This is a genomic window from Streptomyces sp. NPDC001292, assembly GCF_042896465.1.
In the GTDB taxonomy this organism is placed as follows: domain Bacteria; phylum Actinomycetota; class Actinomycetes; order Streptomycetales; family Streptomycetaceae; genus Streptomyces.
The window spans coordinates 30,682-55,044 of record NZ_JBIAXG010000039.1; the positions used below are offsets into that span (position 1 = coordinate 30,682).

Consider the following 24,363-nt stretch of genomic DNA (forward strand, 5'->3'; position numbering starts at 1 on the left):
GGTGGTGTCTCAGGTGAGGTCGCGGAGCCGGGCGGCGAGAATCCTGCCGATCTCGGCGAGCGGCTCCGTCTGGGTCATGTCGTCGTGCGTGGAGCGCACGGCGTGGCTGTCGATGGATCCCTCGAGGAAGGGCGCCCAGATGTCCGGGCCCGGCGCGTCCGCGGGCTTGCCGAGCGTGGCCTCGAAGAAGAGCACGTCACCGAGGTAGGTGCCGGGTACGTGGCCGCGTGCGAGGCGGGAGTTGTTCTCGAAGACCTCGTACAGGGCGGCCACGTGCCGCTCCTCGAGGCTGCCGAGCACGCCGCCCTGGCCGCGGAGGATCTCGGTGACCCGGGCGTACTGGAGCGGTTCCCCGTCCCGGCTGTCGCGGTCGTAGCCGGCGAGGTCCAGCATCCCGGCGAGGAACTCCTGCAGGGACAGTACCGCGTCCTGCGTGGGCTCCTCCCCCGGCCGCCCGGTGCCACCGTGGCTCGCGGTCAGCCGCGGGAAGGAGTCGAGCATGGCCAGCAGGGCGACCTTCTCTCCGGCGCGCTGGAGCTGTTCGGCCATGGCGTGGGCGACCAGGCCGCCGAAGGACCAGCCGAGCAGCAGGTAGGGGCCGGTGGGCTGGACGCTGCGCACCTGCTTCAGGTAGTCGGCGGCGATCTCCGCGACGCCGGTGGGCAGTTCGCAGGGTTCGGCGATGCCCCGCGACTGCAGGCCGTAGATCGGGAAGTCGGGGCCGAGATGGCGCATCAGCCCGGCATAGGACCAGCTGAAGCCGCTGGCCGGGTGGACACAGAACAGCGGCGGCCGGCTGCCCCGGCGGCGCAGCGGCAGCAGCAGGTCGAAAGCGCCCGGGCCGTCGCCGTCCTCGGTACCGAGCCGTTCGGCGAGCTCCGCCACGGTGGGGGCCTCGAAGAGGGTGCGGATGGCGATGTCCGCGCCGAAGGTGGCGCGCACCCGGCCGATGAGCCGGGTGGCCAGCAGGGAGTGGCCGCCGAGGTCGAAGAAGCCGTCGTCGATGCTCACCCGGTCCAGCCCGAGGACTTCGGCGAACAGCTCGGTGAGCAGCCGCTCCTGGCGGGTGCGGGGTACCCGGCCACCGCTCACCGCCGAGGACTCGGGGGCGGGCAGGGCCCGGCGGTCCAGTTTGCGGTTGGGCGTCAGCGGCAGCGCATGCAGTTCCACGAACGCGTTCGGGACCATGTACTCGGGAAGGTCCGCGGCGGCGTGGCGGCGCAGTGCGGGGCCGGCCGGGAGGTCGGCGCCGGGTGCGGGCACCACGTAGGCGACCAGCCGCTGGTCGCCGGGGCGGTCCTCGCGGACGATCACGGCGGAGCGGGCGACGGCCGGGTGGCGGTCGAGGACGGCCTCGACCTCGCCGAGTTCGATCCGGAAGCCGCGCAGCTTGACCTGGTCGTCCACGCGCCGCAGGAAGGACAGGGTGCCGTCGGGGTTCCAGCGCACCACGTCGCCGGTGCGGTACATCCGGGAGCCGGGGGCGCCGAAGGGGTCGGGTACGAAGCGGGCGGCCGTCATGTCGGGGCGGCCCAGATAGCCGCGGGCCAGGCAGTCACCGGCGACGTACAGCTCTCCGGCCGCTCCCGGCGGGACCAGTTCGAGGTGGTCGTCGAGCACGTGGAAGCGGGTGTTGGGCATCGGGCCGCCGATGGGCAGCGGGCCCGGCGGGATCGGTGTGCCGGCCTCGATGCGGTACTGGCTGCAGTTGACGGTCGTCTCGGTGGGTCCGTACATGTTCAGGACGGTGGTACCGGGGTGGTCCTTGCGCCAGGCGTCGACCCGCTCGCCCAGCAGCAGCTCCCCGCCGAGCAGCAGTTCGGTGGTGGGCGCGTACTCCTCGGGCAGGGTGTGCAGGACCGGCAGGTGGCTGGGCGTGGCCTTGAGGAAGGTGCAGGGGCGGCGGCGCAGCGCCTCGGCCGTCTGCGGATCCGGGTCCTGCAGGTCGCCGACGACGTGGACAGTGCCGCCCACGGTCAGCGGCACATGAGTCGCGGTCACCGACAGGTCGAAGGAGATCGACGAGTGCAGCAGCGCCGTGCCGCGCACCCCGTCGTAGTCGCCTGCGGCGAAGACGAGGTAGTCGGTGAGCGAGGTGTGCTGGATCACGACGCCCTTGGGCCGCCCGGTCGAGCCGGAGGTGTAGATGACGTAGGCCGGGTTGGCCGGTCGCAGCGGTGCCGTCCGGTCGCCGTCGTCGGGGTCGGTGGCGTCGAAGGCGGCGATCCGTTCGTCGGTGGCCACGTCGTCGAGCAGGACGCGCTCGACGGACTCGGTGCCCTGCGGCAGTGCGGCTGCGGTGGCCGTGTCGGTGAGCAGCAGCGCCGGGTCGGTGTCGGAGAGCATGAACGCGATCCGCTCGGCCGGGTACGCCGGGTCGACCGGCACGTAGGCGCCGCCGGCCTTGAGGACGGCGAGCAGCGCCACCACCAGCCGCGCCGACCTGGGCAGGGCGACGGCGACGAACCGCTCCGGGCCCACTCCGCGGTCGATGAGGAAGCGTGCCAGCCGGTTGGCGCGGGCGTTGAGCTGCGCGTACGTCAGCTCCTCGCCGCGGAAGACCACGGCGGGCGCGTCGGGGGTGCGGACCACCTGCGCCTGGAACAGCTCCGGCTGTGTCACCCGGGGAACGTCGGTGGCGGTGTCGTTCCAGGTGACCACCATGCGCTCGCGCTCGGCGGCATCGAGCAGCCCGATGCGGCCGATCGGCTGGTCCGGGGCGGCGACGGCCCCCTCCAGCAGCCTCACCAGCCGGGCGACGAGGGCGGTGACGGTGTCCGCGTCGAACAGGTCGGCGCTGTAGACGACCTGGCCTTCGATGCCCTGGCAGCCGCCGCTGTCGTCCCGCCGGTCGCTGAGGCTGACCGAGAGGTCGAACTTGGCGCCGCCGTTGCCGAGCGGTTCGCCGGTCACGGTCAGTCCGGTGACCTCCTGGCCGACCTCGGTGGGGTTCTGGAAGGCCAGGGCGATCTGGAAGAGCGGGTGCCGGGACAGGGAGCGGGTGGGGTTGAGGACCTCCACCAGCCGCTCGAACGGCATGTCCTGGTGGGCGTAGGCGGCCAGGTCGGTGTCGCGGACGCGGGCGAGCAGTTCGCGGAAGGTGGGGTTGTTGGAGGTGTCGGTGCGCAGTACCAGGGTGTTGACGAAGAAGCCGACGAGATCGTCGAGGGCTTCGTCGGTGCGGCCGGCGATGGGGCTGCCCAGCGGGATGTCGGTGCCCGCGCCGAGCCGGGTCAGCAGCGCCGCGAGCCCCGCCTGCACCACCATGAACAGGCTGACCCGGTTGTCGCGGGCGAGTTCGGTCAGGCGCTGGTGCAGCTCCGGGCCGATGACGACGGGGATGGTGCCGCCCGCCCCGGTGGCGACCGCGGGGCGGGGGCGGTCGGTGGGCAGCTCCAACTCCTCCGGCAGTCCGGCCAGATGGCTGCGCCAGAAGTCGAGCTGCCGGGAGATCGGGCTGTCCGGGTCGCTCTCGTCGCCGAGGACCTGGCGCTGCCAGACGCTGTAGTCGGCGTAGGTCACCCGCAGCGGTGTCCACCGCGGCGCCTCGCCGGCCCGCCGAGCCTCGTAGGCGGAGGCCAGGTCGCGGGCCAGCGGGGCCGCCGAGGCACCGTCGCTGGCGATGTGGTGCATCACCAGCAGCAGCACATGCTCGTCTGCGGCAAGCGAGAACAGCCTTGCACGCAAGGGGGGCTCGCGAGTGAGGTCGAATCCGGCGGCGGCCTCCGCGGCCAGCAGTCCGGGCAGAGACGTCTCGTCGGTGTCGGTGACCGGCAGCGCGAGCCGCGCGGTCTCGGCGTCCATGATCGCCTGGTGTGCGCCGCTCTCCGCGTCGGAACCGGTGGCCTCGGGAAAGACGGTGCGCAGGGTCTCGTGCCGGGCCACCACGTCGCCGAGGGCCGCGCGCAGCGCCTCGCGGTCGAGGTCGCCGGCCAGACGCAGGGCCAGCGGCACGTTGTAGGCGCCGCTGTCTCCGTCGAAGCGGTTGAGGAACCACAGCCGGCGCTGGGCGTACGACAGGGGGATCCGTCCCGTCCGCTCGACCGGGATCAGCGGGGCCCGGCCGCCGGTGCCCACGCTGAGCGAGGCGGCGAGCCCGGCCACGGTGGGTGTTTCGAACAAGGACCTGACCTGGAGTTCGACCCCGAAGACTGCCCGGATCCGGTTCACCAGGCGGGTGGCGAGCAGGGAGTGGCCGCCGAGGTCGAAGAAGTCGTCGTCGGGACCCACTCGGGGCAGGCCCAGCACTTCGGCGAACACCTCGCACAGCAGCTCTTCCTGCGGTGTGCGCGGGGCCCGTCGCGAGCCGGTGGCCAAGGCCCCGAAGTCCGGGGCCGGCAGGGCCTTGCGATCCACCTTGCCGTTGGGGGTCAGCGGCAGTGCGTCCAGGACCATGAGGGCCGCGGGCACCATCGCCTCCGGTAGCGCCCCGGCGAGTTCGGTGCGCACCTGGCGGGGGTCGACCGCGCCGACGATGTGGCCGACGAGCCGACTCTGTCCGGCGGGGTCGGTGCCGACGGTGACCACCGCGTCGGTCACGGCTGGGACGGCGCGCAGCGCGGCCTCCACCTCACCGAGTTCGATGCGCTGCCCGCGGATCTTGACCTGGTGGTCGAGCCGGCCGAGGAACTCCAGCTGTCCGTCGGGCAGTCGGCGCACCCGGTCGCCGGTGCGGTAGAGCCGGCGACCGGGCTCGTCGGCGAACGGGTCGGACACGAAGGTGACCGCGGTGCGCCGTGGGTCGCCGACATAGCCGTATCCGACGCCGGTGCCACCGACGTACAGCTCACCAGGGACACCGACCGGGACCGGCTGGAGCCGGTTGTCCAGGACGTACAGGCGGGTGTTGCGGATCGCGGCGCCGATCGGCACCCGCACGTCGCCGAGCGGGGTGGCGGCGTCGATGACGGCGTGGGTGACATCGTCGGAGCACTCGGTCGGACCGTAGGCGTTGACCAGCGGAATGTGCGGGTAGCGGGCGAGCCAGCGGCCGCACAGGTCCGGCGGAAGGGCCTCGCCGGTCACCATCAGCCACCGCAGCGCGGGCAGTTCGACGGGTTCGGCGCCCGACCCCCAGGCGTCCAGTGCGGTGCGCAGCAGGGAGGGGACGACCTCCAGGACGGTGATGCGCTCGTCGGCGACCCGGCCGAACAGGGCCTGCGGGTCCAGGGCGGTGTCCTCGCCGACCAGGCGTACCCGGCCGCCGGCGACCAGTCCGGCCAGCATCTGCCACACGGAGATGTCGAACGTCAGCGGGGCGTTGGCCACGACGCTGTCGGCGTCTGTCAGCTCCAGGTCCTCGATCTTGGCCAGGAGGTGGTTGACCATGCCGCGGTGGTGCACCATCGCGCCCTTGGGGCGGCCGGTGGAGCCGGAGGTGAAGATCACGTAGGCGAGGTGGCCGGGGCCCCCGACGAGGGGCATCAGCTGGTCGACGTCGTCGGTCGCGTCGTCCAGTGCCAGCACCTCGACGGGGTTCGCGGCGGCCGCCGCCAGTTCCCGGGCCGCATCGAGGTGCTCGGGCGCCGCGAGCAGCAGGCGGGCACCGCTGTCGGCCAGCATTCCGGCGCTGCGCCGGTGCGGGGCACGCGGGTCGAGCGGCACGTAGGCGGCGCCGATGCCGAGGACGGCGAGGACCGCGACGGGCACCCGGACGGTGCGGTCGGAGAGGATCGCGACGATGGAGCCGGCGTCCGCGCCGCTCGCCAGCAGCCTGCGGGAGAGCGCGCTCGCACGGCCCGCCAGGGTGGCGTAGTCGACGCTTTGGTCGTCGTCGGTGAGGGCGGTGGCGTGCGGGGTCCGGGCGGCGATCTCCCGGACGCGTTCCACGACTCCGGTTGTCTCGGTGTCCCGGTCGGTGCGGTTCCAGTCCAGGAGCAGTTGCCGTCGCTCCGCGGGGTCGATGATGTCCAGGTCGGATACTGGGAGGTCGGGCTCGGCGACGGCGGCCCGGAGGAACTGGACGAAGCAGCCCAGCAGCCGCTCGGCCGTGCCGGGGTCGAACAGGTCGGTGCTGTAGTCGAACCGCCCGTCCAGGCCCTGGGGCGCGCCCTCCTCGGTGTAGCGCTCGGTGAGGTCGAAGGAGAGGTCGAACTGGGCGGCGTGGGCGCCGGCCGTCTCCACGGTGACGTCCAGCCCGGGCAGCCGCAGATCGGCCTGCACGTTGTTCTGGAGCACCAGCATGACCTGGAACAGCGGGTTGCGCGCCATCGAGCGGGTGGGGTTGAGGACCTCCACCAGCCGTTCGAAGGGGATGTCCTGGTGGGCGTAGGCGGCCAGGTCGGTGTCGCGGACGCGGGCGAGCAGTTCGCGGAAGGTGGGGTTGTTGGAGGTGTCGGTGCGCAGTACCAGGGTGTTGACGAAGAAGCCGACCAGTTCGTCGAGGGCTTCGTCGGTGCGGCCGGCGATGGGGCTGCCCAGCGGGATGTCGGTGCCCGCGCCGAGCCGGGTCAGCAGCGCGGCGAGCCCCGCCTGCACCACCATGAACAGGCTGACCTCGTTGTCGCGTACCAGTCCGAGCAGGCCGTCGTGCAGCTCTTCCTCGAGCCGGAACATCAGGGTGCCGCCCTGGTAGGTGGCGACGGCGGGCCGCGACCGGTCGGCAGGCAGCTCGAGTTCGTCGGGGATCCCGGCGAGGGCGCGCTTCCAGAAGTCCAGCTGCCGGGAGACGGTGCTGTCCGGGTCGTCCTCGCGGCCCATGACCTCGCGCTGCCAGATGCTGTAGTCGGCGTACTGGACGGGCAGCGGGTCCTGCCCGTGCGCCTCGCCCTTCATCCGGGCGTTGTAGGCCAGGGAGAAGTCGCGGGCCAGGGGGCTCATCGACCAGCCGTCGCCGGCGATGTGGTGCAGGACCAGCAGCAGGACGTGGGTGTCGGGGCCGAGTTCGTACAGAGTGGCCCGCAGGGACGGGTCGACGGCGAGGTCGAAGCCAGGCGCCACCGCGCCGAGCAGCGCCTCGGGCAACTCCTCCTCGGTGACGGTCCGCGTGGTGAGCACCGGGGTGGCGGTTTCGGCGTCGAGCACCACCTGGTAGGGGGTGCCGCCGGTCTCCCGGAAGACGGTCCGCAGGGCCTCGTGCCGCTCCACGATGTCACCCAGCGCGGCCTGCAGGGCCTCACGGTCGAGGTCTCCGCGCAGCCGCAGCGCGATCGGAATCTTGTACGGGGACGCGGCGCCTTCCAGCCGGTTGAGGAACCACAGCCGCTGCTGGCCGTACGACATGGGGATGAGCTCGGGGCGCTCGGCGGGCCGCAGTGCGGCGCGGGCCCGGGAGGCCTGGGCGATGGCCTCCATGAGCCGGGCGGGGGTGGGCTGCTCGAACAGGCTGCGCACCGCCAGCTCCACGCCGAACGCCGAGCGCACCCGGCTGACCAGGCGGGTGGCCAGCAGGGAGTGGCCGCCGAGGTCGAAGAAGCTGTCGTCGATGCCGACCTCGGCCAGGCCCAGGACCTCGGCGAAGATCGTGCAGAGGGTGCGCTCCTCGGGGGTGCGCGGTGCCCGGCGGGTGGAGGCGGCGCCGTAGTCGGGCGCGGGCAGGGCCCTGCGGTCGAGCTTGCCGTTGGTGGTAACCGGCAGGGTGTCCAGGACGACGAAGGCGGCGGGGACCATGTAGGCGGGCAGCGCGGCCGAGGCGTGGTCGCGCAGGTCCGACAGGTCCGGTGCGGCGCTCGCGCCGGCCGGCACCACGTAGGCGACCAGGCGCTTGTCGCCGGGCTGGTCCTCTCGGACGACGACGGCGACCTGCGCCAGCTCCGGGAAGCGGGCCAGGACGGCCTCGATCTCGCCGAGTTCTATGCGGAACCCGCGCACCTTGACCTGTTCGTCGGCGCGTCCCACGAATTCCAGCACGCCTTCGGGCGTCCAGCGCGCCAGGTCGCCGCTGCGGTACATCCGCGCCCCGGCGGGCCCGAAGGGGTCGGCGACGAAGCGCTCCGCGGTCAGCCCGGGCCGGCTCAGGTAGCCGCGGGCGAGACCGGCGCCCGCGATGTACAGTTCGCCGGCCACTCCGGGCGGGGTGAGCGTCAGGTTGTCGTCGAGGACGTAGAGCCGCATGTGGTCCAGCGGCCCGCCGATCGGCACAGTGTCGGGGACGGTGTCCGCGGCGCGCATCCGGTGGTAGGCGGCGAACGTGGTGGTCTCGGTCGGGCCGTAGCCGTCGCCGACGACCAGGCCGGGACAGGTGTCCAGGACCTTGCGCACCATGGCCGCGGGGACGATGTCGCCGCCGGACCACACCTCGCTCACGCCGGCGAAGCACTCGGGCCGCTCCTCGGCCAGGAGCCGGAAGAGGCCGGCGGTCAGCCACAGCCCGGTGACCCGGCGCTCCACGATGACGTGCGCGAGGTCGCGGACGTCGAGTTCGGCAGGCGGCGCCACCACGATGTGGCCGCCGCGCAGCAGCGGCACCCACAGTTCGTAGGTGGAGGCGTCGAAGGCCTGCGGCGAGTGCAGCAGCACCCGGGTGTGGTTGCCGCTGTCCCAGGCGCCGTCGAAGGCGAGGCTGAGCACGTCGTGGTGGGTGACGGCGACGCCCTTGGGGGTGCCGGTCGACCCCGAGGTGTACATGACGTAGGCCAGCTGCTCGGGGTATCCGTCGATGCCGGGGTCGGTGTCCGGCTCGCCGTCGAGGGTGGCGTCGTCGACGACCAGCAGCCGGGCCTGGTGCGGGAAGGCGCGGGCCTCCTCGCTCAGGGCTCGGTCGGTGAGCAGTACGGCGGCGGCGGTCTGTTCGACGATGAGCTGCAGCCGGGCCTGCGGATAGCGGGCGTCCAGGGGGACGTAGGCGCCGCCGGCCTTCAGCACGGCGAGGATGGATACCACCAACTCGACGGATCGCTGCTGCATCACGGCCACCGGGCTCTCGCGGCCGACCCCGAGGGCGATCAGCCGGTGCGCCAGCCGGTTGGCGCGGGCGTCGAGTTCCCGGTACGTCAGTTCCCGGCCGTCGTCGGTGCTCAGCGCGACGGCGTCGGGCGTGCGGGCCGCCTGCTCGGCGAACCGGCGCTGGACGGATCCGTTGGCGGCGGGCCGGGGCCGGGCATCCCCGGTGCCCTGCGCCACCAGCCGGACGCGCTCGTCGCCGCCCAGCACATCGATCCGCCCGACGAGCCGGTCCGAGTCCGTGGCGATCAGTTCCAGCAGCCGCAGCAGCCGGTCCGCCATCTCCCGCACGGCCACCGGATCGAGCACGTCCGCACGGTGGTTCAGGCGCAGTTCGAGTCCCTGGCCGGGCAGTCCGGGCAGGGCGACCAGGGTCAGCGGGTAGTGGGTGGCGTCCCGGCCGTCGATTCCGAGGACGGTGAGGCCGGTGCCGGGCAGCTCCAGGGCGGCCGGGTCGAGGGGGTAGTTCTCGAACACGGTAAGCGTGTCGAAGAGTTCGCCGGTGCCGGCGATGGCCTGGATGTCGGTAAGGCCGAGGTACTGGTGGTCGGACAGCAGCGACTGCTGCTCCTGTATCCGGGCGAGCAGCGCGGACAGCGGTTCGTCGGGCCGCAGCGCGATCCGGACCGGCAGGGTGTTGATGAACAGGCCCACCATCGTCTCGATGCCGGCGATCTGGGGCGGGCGTCCGGAGACGGTGGCGCCGAAGACGACGTCGCTGCGTCCGGTGAGCCGGCCCAGCAGCACCGCCCAGGCGCCCTGCACGAGCGTGTTCGTGGTCAGCCCGAGGCCCCGTCCCCGCTCGGTGAGGGCGGCGGTCAGATCCGCGGACAGCTTGACCGTGACCTTCTCCGGTATCGCCGCCTCACGGCCGGCGTCCACGGGCGCGAGCAGGGTGGGCTCTGCGCCTTCCAGGGCCTGCTTCCACACCTTCTCGGCGACGCTGCGGTCCTGTTCCGACAGCCAGGCCAGGTAGTCGCGGTAGGGGGTGACACGGGGCAGTGCGGCGTCGTTTCCGCCCGACGCGTAGAGCGTGAACAGCTCCTGGGCCAGCAGCGGCGTGGACCAGCCGTCCAGCAGGATGTGGTGGTTGGTGAGCACCAGCCGCCAGCGGTCGGCGCCGAGCCGGATCACGGTGATGCGCAGCAGCGGCGGCGCGGTCAGGTCGAAGCGGCGGGACCGGTCCTCGGCGAGCAGCCGCTCGATGTCGGCGTCCTGCCGTCCGGCCGGGACTTCGGACAGGTCGTGCTCGTACCAGGGCAGCTCGACCAGGTCCGGGCGGGGCACGAACTGCACCGCCGTGCGCAGTCCTTCGTGCCAGAAACCGGCGCGCAGATTGGCGTGGCGGTCCAGCAGGGCCTGGGCCGCGCGCCGCAGCGCCTGCCTGTCCAGCGGCCCCGTTACGTCGAGCAGCAACTGCACGGTGTAGACGTCACGCGCCTGCTCGTCGTAGAGGGCGTGGAAGAGGAGCCCCTCCTGCAGGGAGGACAGCGGCAGCAGATCGGCGACCCCGGGACGGGCCCGCTCGACGGTGTCGATCTCCTGCTGGCTGAGGGAGACCAGGGGCAGGTCGGACGGGGTGTGCCCGCCGGCCTCCGCCCCCTCCCCGTGCGCCGCGAGGACGTCCAGTGCACGGCTCCAGGTGTCGGCCAGGTCGCGGGCGTCGTCCTCGTCCAGCAGGTCGCCGGGCCAGGAGAGGGTCGTGGTCAGTCGCGGCCCGTCGGGGTGGTCCTGGGTGAGCGCGTTGATCTCCAGGGCGTGTGGGATGGGCATGGCCGGGTCGACACCGCCGCCGAGGCCGTCCGCCTCCGGGGCCGGGGTCCAGTCGGCGGCCTGGTCCGCGGCGGAGGCGGCGGGGAAGCGTCCCAGGTAGTTGAAGCCGATCTGCGGGGTGCGCAGTCGGGCGAGCGTGGGGCCGGTCTGCGGGTTGAGGTGGCGCAGCAGCCCGTAGCCCATGCCGTTGTCGGGCAGGGCGCGCAGCTGTTCCTTGACGCGCTTGAGGGCCGCTCCGGCCTGCGGGCCGCCGGCCCACAGCTCGGCCCAGTCCGTCACGCCCGCGTCAAGCCGCACCGGATGCAGGTCGGTGAACCAGCCGACGGTGCGGGAGAGGTCGACGCCGTCGGCGATGTCCTCGCGGCCGTGGCCTTCGAGGTCGACCAGGAGCGGGGCCGCCGCGTCCTCGTTCCTGCGTCGGCGCCAGTCCGCGACGGCAAGCGCCAAGCCGGTCAGCAGGACGTCGTTGACTCCGCCGTGGAAGGCGGCGGGCACGCGCGTCAGCAGCGGCTCGGTGCGTTCGGGCGGCAGGGTGAGGCTGACATGGCGGACGGTGGCCACGGTGTCCCGTGCGGGGTCCAGGGCACGGCTGCCCAGCAGCGGGTCCGGGGCGTCGAGCACGCCCGTCCACAGCGGCAGTTCGTCCAGCCGGGCCGGGTGCTGGGCGAGCGTGGTGAGCTGCTCGGCCCAGCGCCGCAGCGAGGTGCCCACCGGCGCCAGGCGCGGGGTGCCGCCCGCCCTGACGGTCTCGCAGGCGGCGGCGAGGTCGGGCAGCAGGATGCGCCAGGACACACCGTCGACGACCAGGTGGTGCAGGACGAGCAGCAGCCTGCCGCGCTCCTTCGGCCCGGCGTCGAACCACACGGCCTGCACCATGGCGCCCTTCTCGGGCGAGAGCCGGGCCTGTGCGACGCCCTGGTGTCCGGCGACCACCGTGCGCAGCGATTCGCCTCCCAGTCCGGCCGCGTCCACGCGAGTCAGGCAGCCGGCGGCGTCGACCGCCCCGCGCCCTGCCACCTCCAGGCTCCAGACGATGCCGCCGGTCCGGGTCAGCCGCAGCCGCAGGGCGTCGTGATGGTCGAGCACGGCCTGCAGCGCCGCGGTCAGCCGCGCCTGGTCGAGCCCGGCCGGAGTGCGGACCAGCATCGACTGGTGGAAGCTGTCGACGGGCCCGCCGCGCTCGCGCAGCCAGTGCACGATCGGGGTGAGCGGCACCGCGCCGATACCGGAGTCGTCCGGTTCGCCGGTCGCCGTCGTCTGCTCCTGCGGGGTGGCCATGGCGGCGAGCGCGGCCACGGTCCGCAGCCGGAACACATCGCGCGGGGTGAAGACCAGTCCGGCGGCACGGGCGCGGCCGACAAGCTGGAGGGAGACGATGCTGTCGCCGCCCAGATCGAAGAAGTCGTCGTCGACGCCGACCCGTTCCACCCCCAGCACATCGGCGAACACCGCGCACAGGTCCTCTTCCTGCGGCGTGGCGGGGACCCGCCCGGCGGCCACCGGGCCGTACTCCGGGGCGGGCAGCGCCTTGCGGTCCAACTTGCCGTGGGGGGTCAGCGGCAGCGCGTCGAGGCGAACGAACGCCGAAGGGACCATGTGGCCGGGCAGGACACCGGCCGCGTGCTCGCGCAGTTCGGCCGGTTCGGCCTCGCCCACCACGTAGGCCACCAGCCGGCGGACGCCAGGCCGCTCCTCGCGGGCGATCACGGCGACCTGCCGGATGCGCGGATGGCGGGCGAGTACGGTCTCGATCTCGCCCGGCTCAATACGGAAGCCCCGGATCTTCACCTGTTCGTCGGCGCGCCCGAGGTAATCCAGGGTGCCGTCGGCCCGCCAGCGCACGACATCGCCCGTGCGGTACATCCGAGTGCCCGGGGCGCCGAAGGGGTCGGCAACGAACCGCTCCGCCGTCAGCCCGGGGCGGCGCAGATAGCCGCGGGCCAGTCCGTCGCCCGCGAGATAGAGCTCTCCCGCCACACCGACGGGGACGGGCCGCAGCCCGGCGTCGAGCACATACACCCGGGTGTTGACGACCGGTCTGCCGATCGGCGGCGTGTCCTGCCCGCTCAACGGGCCGCTCATGGTCGCGGCGATGGTCGACTCGGTCGGGCCGTAGGCGTTGACCATCCGGCGGCCGGACGACCAGCGTGCCACCAGCTCCGCGGAGCAGGCGTCACCGCCGACGATCAGGGAGCGGAAGTCGGGCAGCGGCGTCTGGGCCGGTACGGAGGCCAGGGCGGCCGGCGGGATGAGAGCGTGGCTGATCCGCTGCCCGGCCAGCACCTCGGCAAGGGTCTCCCCCGCCAGCGGCCCGGGCGGCGGAACGACGAGCGCGGCCCCGCAGGTCAGAGCCATGCACAGTTCCAGGACGGCGGCGTCGAAGCTGGGCGAGGCGAACTGCAGGACGCGTGCCCGGGCGTCGACGGCGAAGTTCTCCACGGCCGCGGCGGCGAAGGCGGCCAGCCCGGTATGGGGCACCACGACACCCTTGGGGGTGCCGGTCGAACCGGAGGTGTAGATCACATACGCCGGGTGGTCCAGCCGCAGCGGTGCCGTACGGTCCGCATCGACAGGGTTGGCGGTGTCGAACGCGGCCAGGATGGCGGGCAGTTCGGGGTCGTCGAGGTCGAGCCGCCCCCCTTCGGCCGTGAGGGCGGTGCCGCCGCCCGTGACGACGAGCCGGGGACGGGCGTCCTGAAGCATGAACCGGATACGCTCGGCCGGGTAGTCGGGGTCGACCGGAAGGTACGCGGCCCCCGCCTTGAGTACCGCGAGCTGTGCCACCACCATGCCCACGGACCGGGGCAGAGCGAGGGCGACGATGCTCTCCGGGCCGACACCCCGCTGGATCAGCAGCCGTGCGAGCCGGTTGGCGCGGGCATTGACCTCCACGTAGGTCAGTGCGCCGCCGTCGAAGACCACGGCGTCGTTGGCGGGGGTGGCCTCGGCCTGGGCCTCGAACAGTTCACCGAGCCCGGCCCGGGGGACGTCGCGGGACGTGGCGTTCCACTCGACGAGCAGGCGCGCGCGCTCGGACGGCTCCAGGATGTCGACCGCCGCCACCGGCTGGTCCGGGTCGGCGAGGACCGCCTCCAGCAGGCGCACCAGGCGGGAGGCCAGCTCCTGAACGGTGTCGTGGTCCACCAGGTCGGGGCGGTGGTCCAGCCGCAGGGTGAGCCGATCGCCCGGGATCACCGCCAGGGTGAGCGGGTAGTGCGTCGCGTCGTCGACGTCGACGCCCTCGATGCGCAGCCCGGTGCCGGGCAGATCCACGCCGGCGGGATCCAGGGGGTAGTTCTCGAAGACGGTCAGGGTGTCGAACAGCTCACCGGTGCTGGCCAGCCGCTGCACCTCGTGCAGCCCCAGATGCTGATGTTCCATCAGCGCCGACTGCTGGTCCTGGACCCGGGCAAGCAGCTGCGCCAGGGTTTCCTGCGGCCGCAGTACGATCCGGACCGGCAGCGTGTTGATGAACAGACCCACCATCGATTCCACACCGGGGATCTCCGGCGGACGGCCGGAGACCGTGCTGCCGAAGACGACGTCGCTGCGGCCGGTGAGCCGACTGAGCAGTATCGCCCACGCTCCCTGGACCAGCGTGTTCGTCGTGAGCCCCCGCCCGCGTACGAACGCCCCCAGTGCGGCGGTCAGTTCGGTGGACAGCTCCGTCATCACCCGCTGCGGCTGCACCGCGTCGCGCTCCTGCCCCGCGTCGGGTGCGATCAGCGTGGGCCCGTCCACGCCGTCCAGTGCCAGCTTCCACGCCTCCTGGGCCGCGTCCCGGTTGCGTCCGGCGAGCCAGGCCAGATAGTCGCGGTAGGGGGTGACGCGCGGCAGCCCGGAGTCGTCGCCGCCGCGTGCGTAGAGCGTGAACAGCTCTCGGGCGAGCAGAGGCATCGACCAGCCGTCGAGCAGGATGTGGTGGTTGGTCAGGATGAGCCGGTACCGCTCGGCCGCCTGCCGTACGGCCACGAAGCGCACCAGCGGCGGCGTCGCGAGGTCGAACCTGCGGGACTTCTCCTCCGCGAGGATCCGGGCGATCTCGGCCGCCTGCGCCTCCTCGTCGAGGTGGCTCACATCCCGCTGGTCCCAGGGCAGTTCCACCTCGCGATGGATGATCTGGACGGCCTCACCGGTCTTGCGCCTGCGGAATCCGGCGCGCAGGTTCGCATGGCGGAGCAACAAGGCAGCCGCGGCGGTCCGCAGCGCGTTCACGTCCACCGGGCCGACGAGGTCGAAGGTGAACTGCATGGTGTACACATCGGTTGCCTCGACGTCGTACACCGCGTGGAAGAGAAGCCCTTCCTGCAGGGGCGACAGAGGAAGTATGTCTTCGACCCTTGACTGCTGGCTCACTTCTGCATCTCCCACTCGGTTCCAAGGTCAAGCACGTCTTCGAATGCGTCGATCTCGTCCTGGGTGAGGGAGACCAGGGTGAGATCGGAGGGGGTGTGTCCGCCGGCTCCCGGCCGTTCGGCGTGGGCGGCGAGGGCGTCCAGAGCGCGGAACCAGGTCTCGGCGAGGTCCCGCACGTCGTCTTCGGTGAGCAGCCCGTCCGGCCAGCTCCATACGGCGCCGAGCCGTGAGCCGTCCGGCCCGTCCTCGGTCAGCGCGTTGATCTCGAGCGCGTGCGGCAGCGGCATCGCGTCATCGGCTCCGCCGCCCAGCCCATCGGCTTCCGGCGCCGCTGCCCAGTCGATGTCGGTGCCGGAGGTGAGGCGGCCGAGGTAGTTGAACCCGATCTGCGGGGACGGCAGCGTCGCCAGCCGGGCCGAGGTCCCGGGATTCAGATGACGCAGCAGACCGTAACCGATCCCGTTGTCCGACAGGGCACGCAACTGCTCCTTGACCCGCTTCAGCGCCTGCCCCGCCTCCACTCCCCCGGCCCAGACATCGGTCCAGTCCACGACACCGGGCTCCAGCCGCACCGGATACAGGCTGGTGAACCAGCCCACCGTGCGGGACAGGTCGGCGCCCTCAACGACGTCCTCGCGACCATGACCCTCCAGGTCGACCAGCACACCGGCCACCGCATCCGCCTGGCGCTTGCGGCGCCGCCAGTCCGCCACCGCCAGGGCCAGGCCCGTCAGCAGGACGTCGTTGACACCACCGTGGAAGACGGCTGGCACGCGCGTCAGCAACGGCTCGGTCCGCTCCGGCGACAACGTCAACCGCAGATGCCGCACCGTGGCCACCGTGTCCCGTGCCGGATCCAGCGCCCGCGCCCCGATCAACGGATCAGGGCCCTCCAGCACTTCAGTCCACAGAGGGAGTTCCGCCGCCCAGGCCGGGTCCTGAGCAAGCGCGGTGAGGTGTTCGGCCCAGCCCCGCAGCGACGTACCGACCGGCTCCAACTCCCGGCCCTCGACCGCCGCGGCCAGATCCGGCAGCAGAATCCGCCACGACACCCCGTCCACCACCAGGTGATGCAGGACCAGCAGCAACCGGCCAGGCACACCCGGCCCGGCATCCCACCACACCGCCCGGACCATCTCCCCCGCATCCGGCCGCAACGACCAATCAGGGTCAACGACCAGACGATCCGGATCCGTCACCCGCCTGATCACGTCCGCCCCATCCACCGCGCCCCGGGGCAATGTCTCCAACTCCCACGCACCGCCGTCACGCCGGAGGGTGGAGCGCAAGGCATCGTGATGATCAAGCACCCTCTGCAGGCCCGCTGTCAGACGCTCCAGCGTCAGTCCCGCCGGCGTCCGCACCACCATCGACTGATGGAAACCGTCGATGGGACCGCCACGCTCCCGCAACCAGTGCACGATCGGCGTCAACGGCACCACACCGATGCCGTGGTCGGGTGGTTCCACAGCTGTCGCCCGGGCTTCACCGGCCATCGCGGCGAGTGCGGCCACCGTGCGGTGCTGGAAGACGTCGCGTGGGGTGAAGACCAGCCCTGCGCTACGGGCGCGGCTGACGAGCTGGATCGAGACGATGCTGTCCCCGCCCAGGTCGAAGAAGCTGTCGTCCACACCGACCCGCTCCACCCCGAGCACATCCGCGAACACCGCACACAGCGCCTCCTCCCGAGCCGTGGAAGGAGCCCGCCCCGTGACCGCCGCCCCGAAATCAGGCGCCGGCAGAGCACGCCGGTCCAGCTTGCCGTTCGGCGTCAACGGCAACCGCTCCAGCACCACGAACGCCACCGGCACCATGTACTCCGGCAACTCCGCGCCCACGAACTCACGCAACTGACCGGCATCCGGCACACCATCCGCCACGAGATACGCCACCAGCTGCTTCACACCCGCCCGGTCCTCCCGAGCGATCACCGCCGCATGCCGCACCTGCGGATGACGCCCCAGAACCGCCTCGATCTCCCCCAGTTCAATCCGGAAACCCCGGACCTTCACCTGCTCATCCGCACGACCGACGTACTCGATCACCCCGTCCGCACGCCACCGCACCACATCACCCGTGCGATACATCCGGCTGCCCGCATCACCGAACGGATCCGCCACAAACCGCTCCGCCGTCAACCCCGACCGACGCACATACCCACGAGCGAGCTGGACACCGGCCAGGTAGAGCTCACCGGCCACTCCGACGGGCACCGGCCGCAGCCGTGCGTCCAGCACATACACCTGGGTGTTCCACACGGGAGCGCCGATCGGCACCGGCCCGTCGGGGTCCTGGGCCGAGCATTCCCACGAGGTGACGTCCACGGCCGCCTCGGTGGGCCCGTACAGGTTGTGCAGCGGTACGTCGAGCGTCTCGTAGAACTGTGCACGCAGTTCCCCGGGCAGGGCCTCGCCGCTGCAGATGACGCGGCGCAGGCCGGTGCACAGTGCGGCGGTGGGCTCGGTGAGGAAGACCTGGAGCATGGACGGGACGAAGTGCATCGTGGTGACGCCCTCGTCGCGGATGAGCCGGGCGAGGTAGGCCGGGTCCTTGTGGCCTTCGGGCCGTGCGACCACGAGCCGGGCACCCACGATGAGCGGCCAGAAGAACTCCCACACCGACACGTCGAAGCCGGACGGGGTCTTCTGCAGCACCCGGTCGGAGGCGTCGAGCCCGTACCGTGCCTGCATCCACAGCAGCCGGTTGACGATTCCCTGGTGCGGGACCAGCACGCCCTTCGGCTTGCCCGTGGAACCCGAGGTGTAGATGACGTAGGCGGTGTTGAGGACGGTCAGCGGGGCCGGCCGGTCGGCGTCGGTGAGGTCGTGGGCGGCGTGACGCCTCAGCGCCGCCCGGGTGTCCTCGGTGTCCAGCAGCAGGCGCGGTGTGGAGTCGTCGGCCGGCAGCGCGGGCACGACGTCCGTGGTGGTGAGCAGCATCGCGGGACCGGTGTTGGACAGGATGTACCGGATGCGCTCGGCGGGGTAGTCGGGGTCGACGGGTATGTATGCGGCACCCGACTTCAGTACGGCCAGCAGGGCGATGATGAGGTCGAGGGACCGGGGAACGGCGAGGGCGACGAAGCCCTCCGGGCCCGCTCCGCGTTCGGCCAGCAGCCGAGCCAGGCGGTTGGCGCGTGCATTGAGCTCCGCGTACGTCAGTGTCTCGCCCTCGAAGACCACCGCGGGGACCTGCGGGGTGCGGGCCGCCTGGGCCTCGATGAGTTCGGTGAGGGTGACGGCCGGGACGTCCTGATCGGTGGCGTTCCAGGTGATCAGGGTCCGCTCGCGTTCGGCGGCGTCCAGGACGTCGACGTCCGCGACCGGTTGCTCGGGCTCCGTGGCGATGGATTCCAGCAGACGGTGCAGGCGTGTGCCGATGGACTGGACGATGTCGGAGGTGAAGAGCTCGGGCCGGTAGCCGAGGCGCAGACCGAGCCGGGGGCCTGGTACCGCGACGAGGGTGAGCGGGTAGTGCGTGGCGTCTTGCGCGTCGGCCTCGGTGACCCGGACCCCGGTGCCCGCGACGTCCAGCAGTGCCGGATCCAGGGGGTAGTTCTCGAAGACGGTGAGTGTGTCGAACAGCTCCCCGACACCGGCCAGGCGCTGGGTGTCGTGCAACCCGATGTATTGGTGTTCCATCAGCGCCGACTGCTGTTCCTGGAGGCGGCTCAGCAGCTGTGCCCAGCTCTCCTCCGGCCGCAGTGCCACGCGCACCGGCAGTGTGTTGATGAACAGGCCGACCATGGACTCGACGCCGGCTATCTCACCCGGCCGTCCGGAGACGGTGGCGCCGAAGACGACGTCCTGGTCTCCGGTGAGCCGGCTGAGCAGCACCGCCCAGGCGCCCTGGACCAGCGTGTTCATGGTCAGTCCGAGCCGACGTCCCCGCTCGGTGAGCGCGGTGGTCAGCTCCGATGACAGCTCCAGGGTGACGCGTTCTGGAGGGAGGGCGGCAGTGCCGGCGCTTGTCGGAGCGAGCAGGGTGGGCTCCTCGATGCCCGCGAGCGCCTGCCGCCACGCTTGTTCGGCCACCTGCCGGTCCTGGGCTACGAGCCACGACAGGTAGTCGCGGTAGGGGGTGGCCTGGGGCAGTCCGGTGTCGTCGCCACCGTGTGCGTAGAGCGTGAACAGCTCCTGTGCGAGCAGGGGCATCGACCAGCCGTCGAGCAGGATGTGATGGCACGTCAGGATCAGTCGGCAGTGATTGTCCGCGAGCCGTACGAGGAGGAAGCGCAGCAGGGGCGGTGTCGCCAGGTCGAATCGGCGTCCGCGTTCGTCCGCCGCGATGCGGGCGAGTTCCGCGCTCTGCTCGTCGGGGTCGAGTCTGCGCAGGTCATGGGTCTCCCAGGGCAGCTCCACCTCGTGGTGGACGACCTGAACGGGGGTGGTGACCTGCTCGTGCCGGAAGCCGGAGCGGAGGTTCGGGTGCCTGCGCAGTAGGGCCTGGGCCGCGGTGCGCAGCGCCCGTATGTCGAGCGCGCCGTCCATACCGAGGAAGAGCTGCACGGTGTAGACGTCCGCGGCGTCCTGGTCGAACAGGGCGTGGAACAGTAGGCCTTCCTGCATCGGCGCGAGCGGCAGAACGTCGGCGAGCTGAGGGCAGGACCCCTCCAGGGCGTCGATCTCGTCCTGGGTGAGGGAGACCAGGGCGAAGTCGGAGGGGGTGTGTCCGCCGGCTCCTTGGCGTTCGGCGTGGGCGGCGAGGGCGTCCAGGGCGCGGAACCAGGTCTCGGCGAGGTCCCGCACGTCGTCCTCGGTGAGCAGCCCGTCCGGCCAGCTCCAGGTCGCGTGCAGGTGCGCGCCGTCGTGGGAGTCCAGGGTCAGCGCGTCGACGTCGATGGCGTGGACGAGCGGCATGTCCTCGTCCCCGCCGCCGGAGGCGCTCTGCGGTGCCCAGTCGGTGTCGGTGCCAGAGGTGAGGCGGCCGAGGTAGTTGAACCCGATCTGCGGGGACGGCAGCGCCGCCAGCCGGGGCGCGGTGTCGGGGTTGAGGTGGCGCAGCAGGCCGTAGCCGATCCCGCTGTCGGGCAGGGCACGCAACTGCTCCTTGACCCGCTTCAGAGCCTGCCCGGCCTCGGCCCCGCCGGCCCACACATCAGCCCAGTCCAGGGGACCGGGCTCCAAACGCACCGGATACAGGCTGGTGAACCAGCCCACCGTGCGGGACAGGTCGGCACCCTCGACGATGTCCTGACGGCCATGACCCTCCAGATCGACCAGCACACCAGCCGCATCGCAGTGGCCCTTACGGCGCCGCCAGTCCGCCACCGCCAGCGCCAGAGCGGTCAGCAGAACGTCGTTCACACCACCGTGGAAGACGGCGGGCACCCGCGTCAGCAACGGCTCGGTGCGCTCCGGCGACAGCGTCAGCCGCAGATGCCGGACCGTGGCCACCGTGTCCCGCACCGGATCCAGCGCCCGCGTCCCGACCTGCGGATCAGGCCTCTCCAACACCTTCGTCCACAACGGAAGTTCCTGAAGACGGGCTGGGTCCTGGGCGAGCGCGGAGAGGTGTTCGGCCCAGCCCCGCAGCGACATACCGACCGGCTCCAACTCCCGGCCCTCGACCGCCGCGGCCAGATCCGGCAGCAGAATCCGCCACGACACCCCGTCCACCACCAGGTGATGCAGCACCAGCAGCAACCGGCCAGGCACACCCGGCCCGGCATCCCACCACACCGCCCGGACCATCTCCCCCGCATCCGGCCGCAACGGCCACCCACGCAGCAGATCACCGGCCAGCTCATCCGGATCAGCAACCCGCCGGACCACGCCCGCGGCGTCGACCGAGCCGCGCGGCCCCGTCTCCAGCTCCCACGCGCCGTCACCGCGTCGCAGTGTCAGACGCAACGCGTCATGGTGGTCGAGCACCGCCTGCAGCCCCGCCGTCAGACGCTCCAGCGTCAGCCCGGCCGGAGTGCGCACCAGCATCGACTGGTGGAAACCGTCGACCGGCCCGCCACGCTCCCGCAACCAGTGCACGATCGGCGTCAGCCCCACCACACCGACGCCGTCGTCCGGGACTGGCGCCGATGCGTCGTCCACGTCCGTGGCCACCGCGGCGAGTGCCGCAACGGTGGGGCGTTCGAAGACATCGCGTGGGGTGAGGATCAGACCGGCGGTACGGGCCCGGCTGACGAGCTGGATGGAGACGATGCTGTCCCCGCCCAGGTCGAAGAAGCTGTCGTCCACGCCGACCCGCTCGACCCCCAGCACATCGGCGAACACCGCGCACAGGGCCTCTTCCCGCCAGGTGGTGGGGGCTCGTCCGGTGGCCGCCGATGCGAAATCGGGCGCCGGCAGAGCACGCCGGTCCAGCTTGCCGTTCGGCGTCAACGGCAACCGCTCCAGCACCACGAACGCCGCCGGCACCATGTACTCCGGCAACTGCGCACCCAGGTGCTTGCGCAGCTCTGCGATATCCGCCGCACCGTCGGCCACGACATACGCCACCAGCTGCTTCACACCCGCCCGGTCCTCCCGGGCGATCACCGCCGCATGCCGCACCTGCGGATGACGCCCCAGAACCGCCTCGATCTCCCCCAGTTCGATCCGGAAACCCCGGACCTTCACCTGCTCATCCGCACGACCGACGTACTCGATCACCCCGTCCGCACGCCACCGCACCACATCACCCGTGCGATACATCCGCGCACCCGCACCACCGAACGGATCCGCCACAAACCGCTCCGCCGTCAGCCCAGGACGCCTCAGATAGCCGCGGGCCAGACCGTCGCCGGCGAGGTAGAGCTCTCCCGCGACGCCCACGGGCACCGGCTGCAGCCCGGAGTCGAGCACATACGCCCGGGTGTTGGAGATGGGACGGCCGATCGGCGGTGCCTTTGTGCCGGGGTCTACTTCACGGTCGCTGTACCAGGCGGTGGCGTAGACGGTGGCCTCGGTCGGGCCGTAGATGTTGGCGATGCGGCAGCCCGGGATGGCGGAGCGGATGGCGGTGACGGCGTGGGCGGACAGGGCCTCGCCAGCCAGGACAACGGTTTCGGCGCAGGCGTTCACCTCGCCGTTCGCGAGGACCTGAGCGATCGCCGACGGCACGGCGCTGACGAGGCTGCCCGACCATCCGTCCGCGGTCCGTTCGGTGAGGGCGAGCAGGTCTCGCACCACCTCGATGCTGCCGCCGCAGCACAGTGGTCCGAACATCTCGAAGACCGAGACGTCGAAGTTGAGCGAGGTCGATGCGAGGACGCGGCTGAGCTGTCGGGGTCCGATGTCGGTGGCCGCCCAGGTCGCGAGGTCGACGGCACTGGAGTGGGAGACCACGACGCCCTTGGGCCGGCCGGTGGAGCCCGAGGTGTAGATCACATACGCGGGATGCTGCGGCCGCAGCGGGGCGGCGCGGCCGGCGTCGGTGGGGTTGTGGTCGGGGTGCCCGGCGAGCAGTTCGGCTGTCTCGGGGGTGTCGAGGAGCAGTGCGGTCCGGCCGCTGCCGTCGGCCGCGGTCCGGGTCGCGGTCGTCCCGGTGACCGTGAGCACCATCTGCGGCCCGGCGTCGTCGAGCATGTAGGCGATCCGCTCGGCCGGGTAACCGGGGTCCACCGGAAGGTAGGCGGCGCCGGCCTTCAGGATGGCGAGGAGCGCCACGATCATGTTGTCGGAGCGAGGTACCGACAGTGCCACGACGCTTTCGGGACCGGCGCCGTGTGCGATCAGCAGATGGGCGAGCCGATTGGCGTGCGCGTTGACTTCCGCGTATGTCAGCGTCTTGCCCTCGAAGACGACCGCCGGGGCCTGCGGAGTGCGTGCCGCCTGACTTTCGAACAGCTCGGGCAGCGAGGCGGTCGGTGCCGACTGTGCGGTGGCGTTCCACTCGACGAGGATGCGTTCGCGTTCCTGAGGGGTCAGCAGACCGAGTGCGCCGATGGGCTTGTCGAGCCCGTCGGGGGTGAAGTGGCCAACGAGGTCGAGGAAGCGCCTCTGGTGGCCTGCGAGTTCGTCTGGGCCGTAGAGCTCCGGATTGGCGTCCAGGTCGATACGCAGGCCGTCGGCCGTGCCCTGGCCGTTTTCGGGCTGTCCGCGCTCGGCGGTTCCGATACCGCGACCGTCCACGACGAGCGACAGATCGTCGACGGGACCGCCGCCGAGGTTGTGCACCGTGCCGCGGTGGCCGGCGAAGCTCAGGTCGTAGTCGACCACGACGATGTTGATGTGCGGGCCGACGAGGCGGTGTTCGTCCCCAGAGAGTTCGAGGTCCCGGCGCAGGTCCTCGGTGCGGTAGCGCTGGTGCTTCAGCGCGCGGCGCAGTTCCGCGGACGCCTGGCGGACGGCTTCGGCCACGGTGGTGCCGGGGTTCAGGTCCAGCCGGAGGGGCAGGACGCCTGACATCATCCCGGGAATGGTGCGGGCACGCCCGACTGCTCGGGCCATCACCGGCAGGCCGAGGACCACCTGCCGGTTGCCGGTCATCCGGTGCAGGTAGACGGCGAGTGCCGCGACCAGGACGGCAGGCCAGCCGACCTCCGCCTCGCGCGCGGTGGCGCGCAGCTCGGCCAGCGCCGCCTCGTCGAGGAAGGCGGTCCGGCGCTGCAGCCGTTCGGGGAGGGCCGGCGTGCGCTCCGCCAGGCTGGCGGCGGGGGGCTGATCGGCGAAGCGTGCCATCCAGTGCGCCCTGTCGCGGGCGAACCGGTCGGATGCCCGGTACGCCGCCTCGTCGTCGAGGAGTTCGGCCAGGGAGCCGAACTGCGATGCGGGGCAGGGAAATCCGGCCGCCAGCGCGGTGTAGACCTCGGCGACACGGCGGCCGACGAGGGACAGGCCGAGGCCGTCGATGACGATGTGGTGGTAACGCTGGTACCAGAAGTACCGGTCCTGCGCCGCCTTGAACAGCGCGAAGGCGAACAGCGGGCCGGTCGTGGGGTCGACCGGCCGGCGCATGTCGGCGCGCATCCAGCTCTCGGCGCTCGCTCGGGGATCGCCGTCGTGGCTGACGTCGACGAAGGACAAGGTCCAGTCGGCGCACTCTTCGACGACCTGTACCGCCCTGCCGTCCTCCTCCACGACCCGGATCCGCAGTGTCTCCGCCTCGGTCACGGTGCGGCGCAGCGCGCTCTCGAAAAGCGCGGGGTCGATCTCGCCGTGGATGTCGATGTATTCGGCGATATTGAAGAGCGGATTCGTCGGCCGAAGCCGCTGGGAAATCCAGATACCGGACTGCGCGGCCGTGAGCGGCAGGCTGGCAATCTGATAACCGGTCATGGTTCATCCGTCCTGGTCGTTCGATTGTGCATCAATGGCGAATCGAGCGCGGCGCAAGAGTATCCGGCGCGAGGAAATCGGAGATCGGAGGCAACTGGAGTCCCGGCGGGTTGACGGAGCAGAAACCGGCTCGCGCTCG

General features: G+C 71.8%; 2 protein-coding genes. Both read right to left on the reverse strand.

The features are described from left to right. Positions 1–9: 9 nt before the first annotated feature. A complete protein-coding gene (locus ACFY4A_RS31955) occupies positions 10–15,009 on the reverse strand; it encodes an amino acid adenylation domain-containing protein (protein ID WP_390832811.1) in 15,000 nt (4,999 codons plus the stop codon). After that, complete coding sequence (locus tag ACFY4A_RS31960; RefSeq protein ID WP_390832812.1) at positions 15,006–24,224, reverse strand: amino acid adenylation domain-containing protein; 9,219 nt, start codon at positions 24,222–24,224, stop codon at positions 15,006–15,008. The genes ACFY4A_RS31955 and ACFY4A_RS31960 overlap by 4 nt, the downstream gene beginning before the upstream one ends. Positions 24,225–24,363 lie beyond the last annotated feature (139 nt).

Excerpts from the sequence above, each read along its gene's own strand:
- ACFY4A_RS31960 (WP_390832812.1), bottom strand. The coding sequence starts at position 24,224 with ATGACCGGTTATCAGATTGCCAGCCTGCCGCTCACGGCCGCGCAGTCC.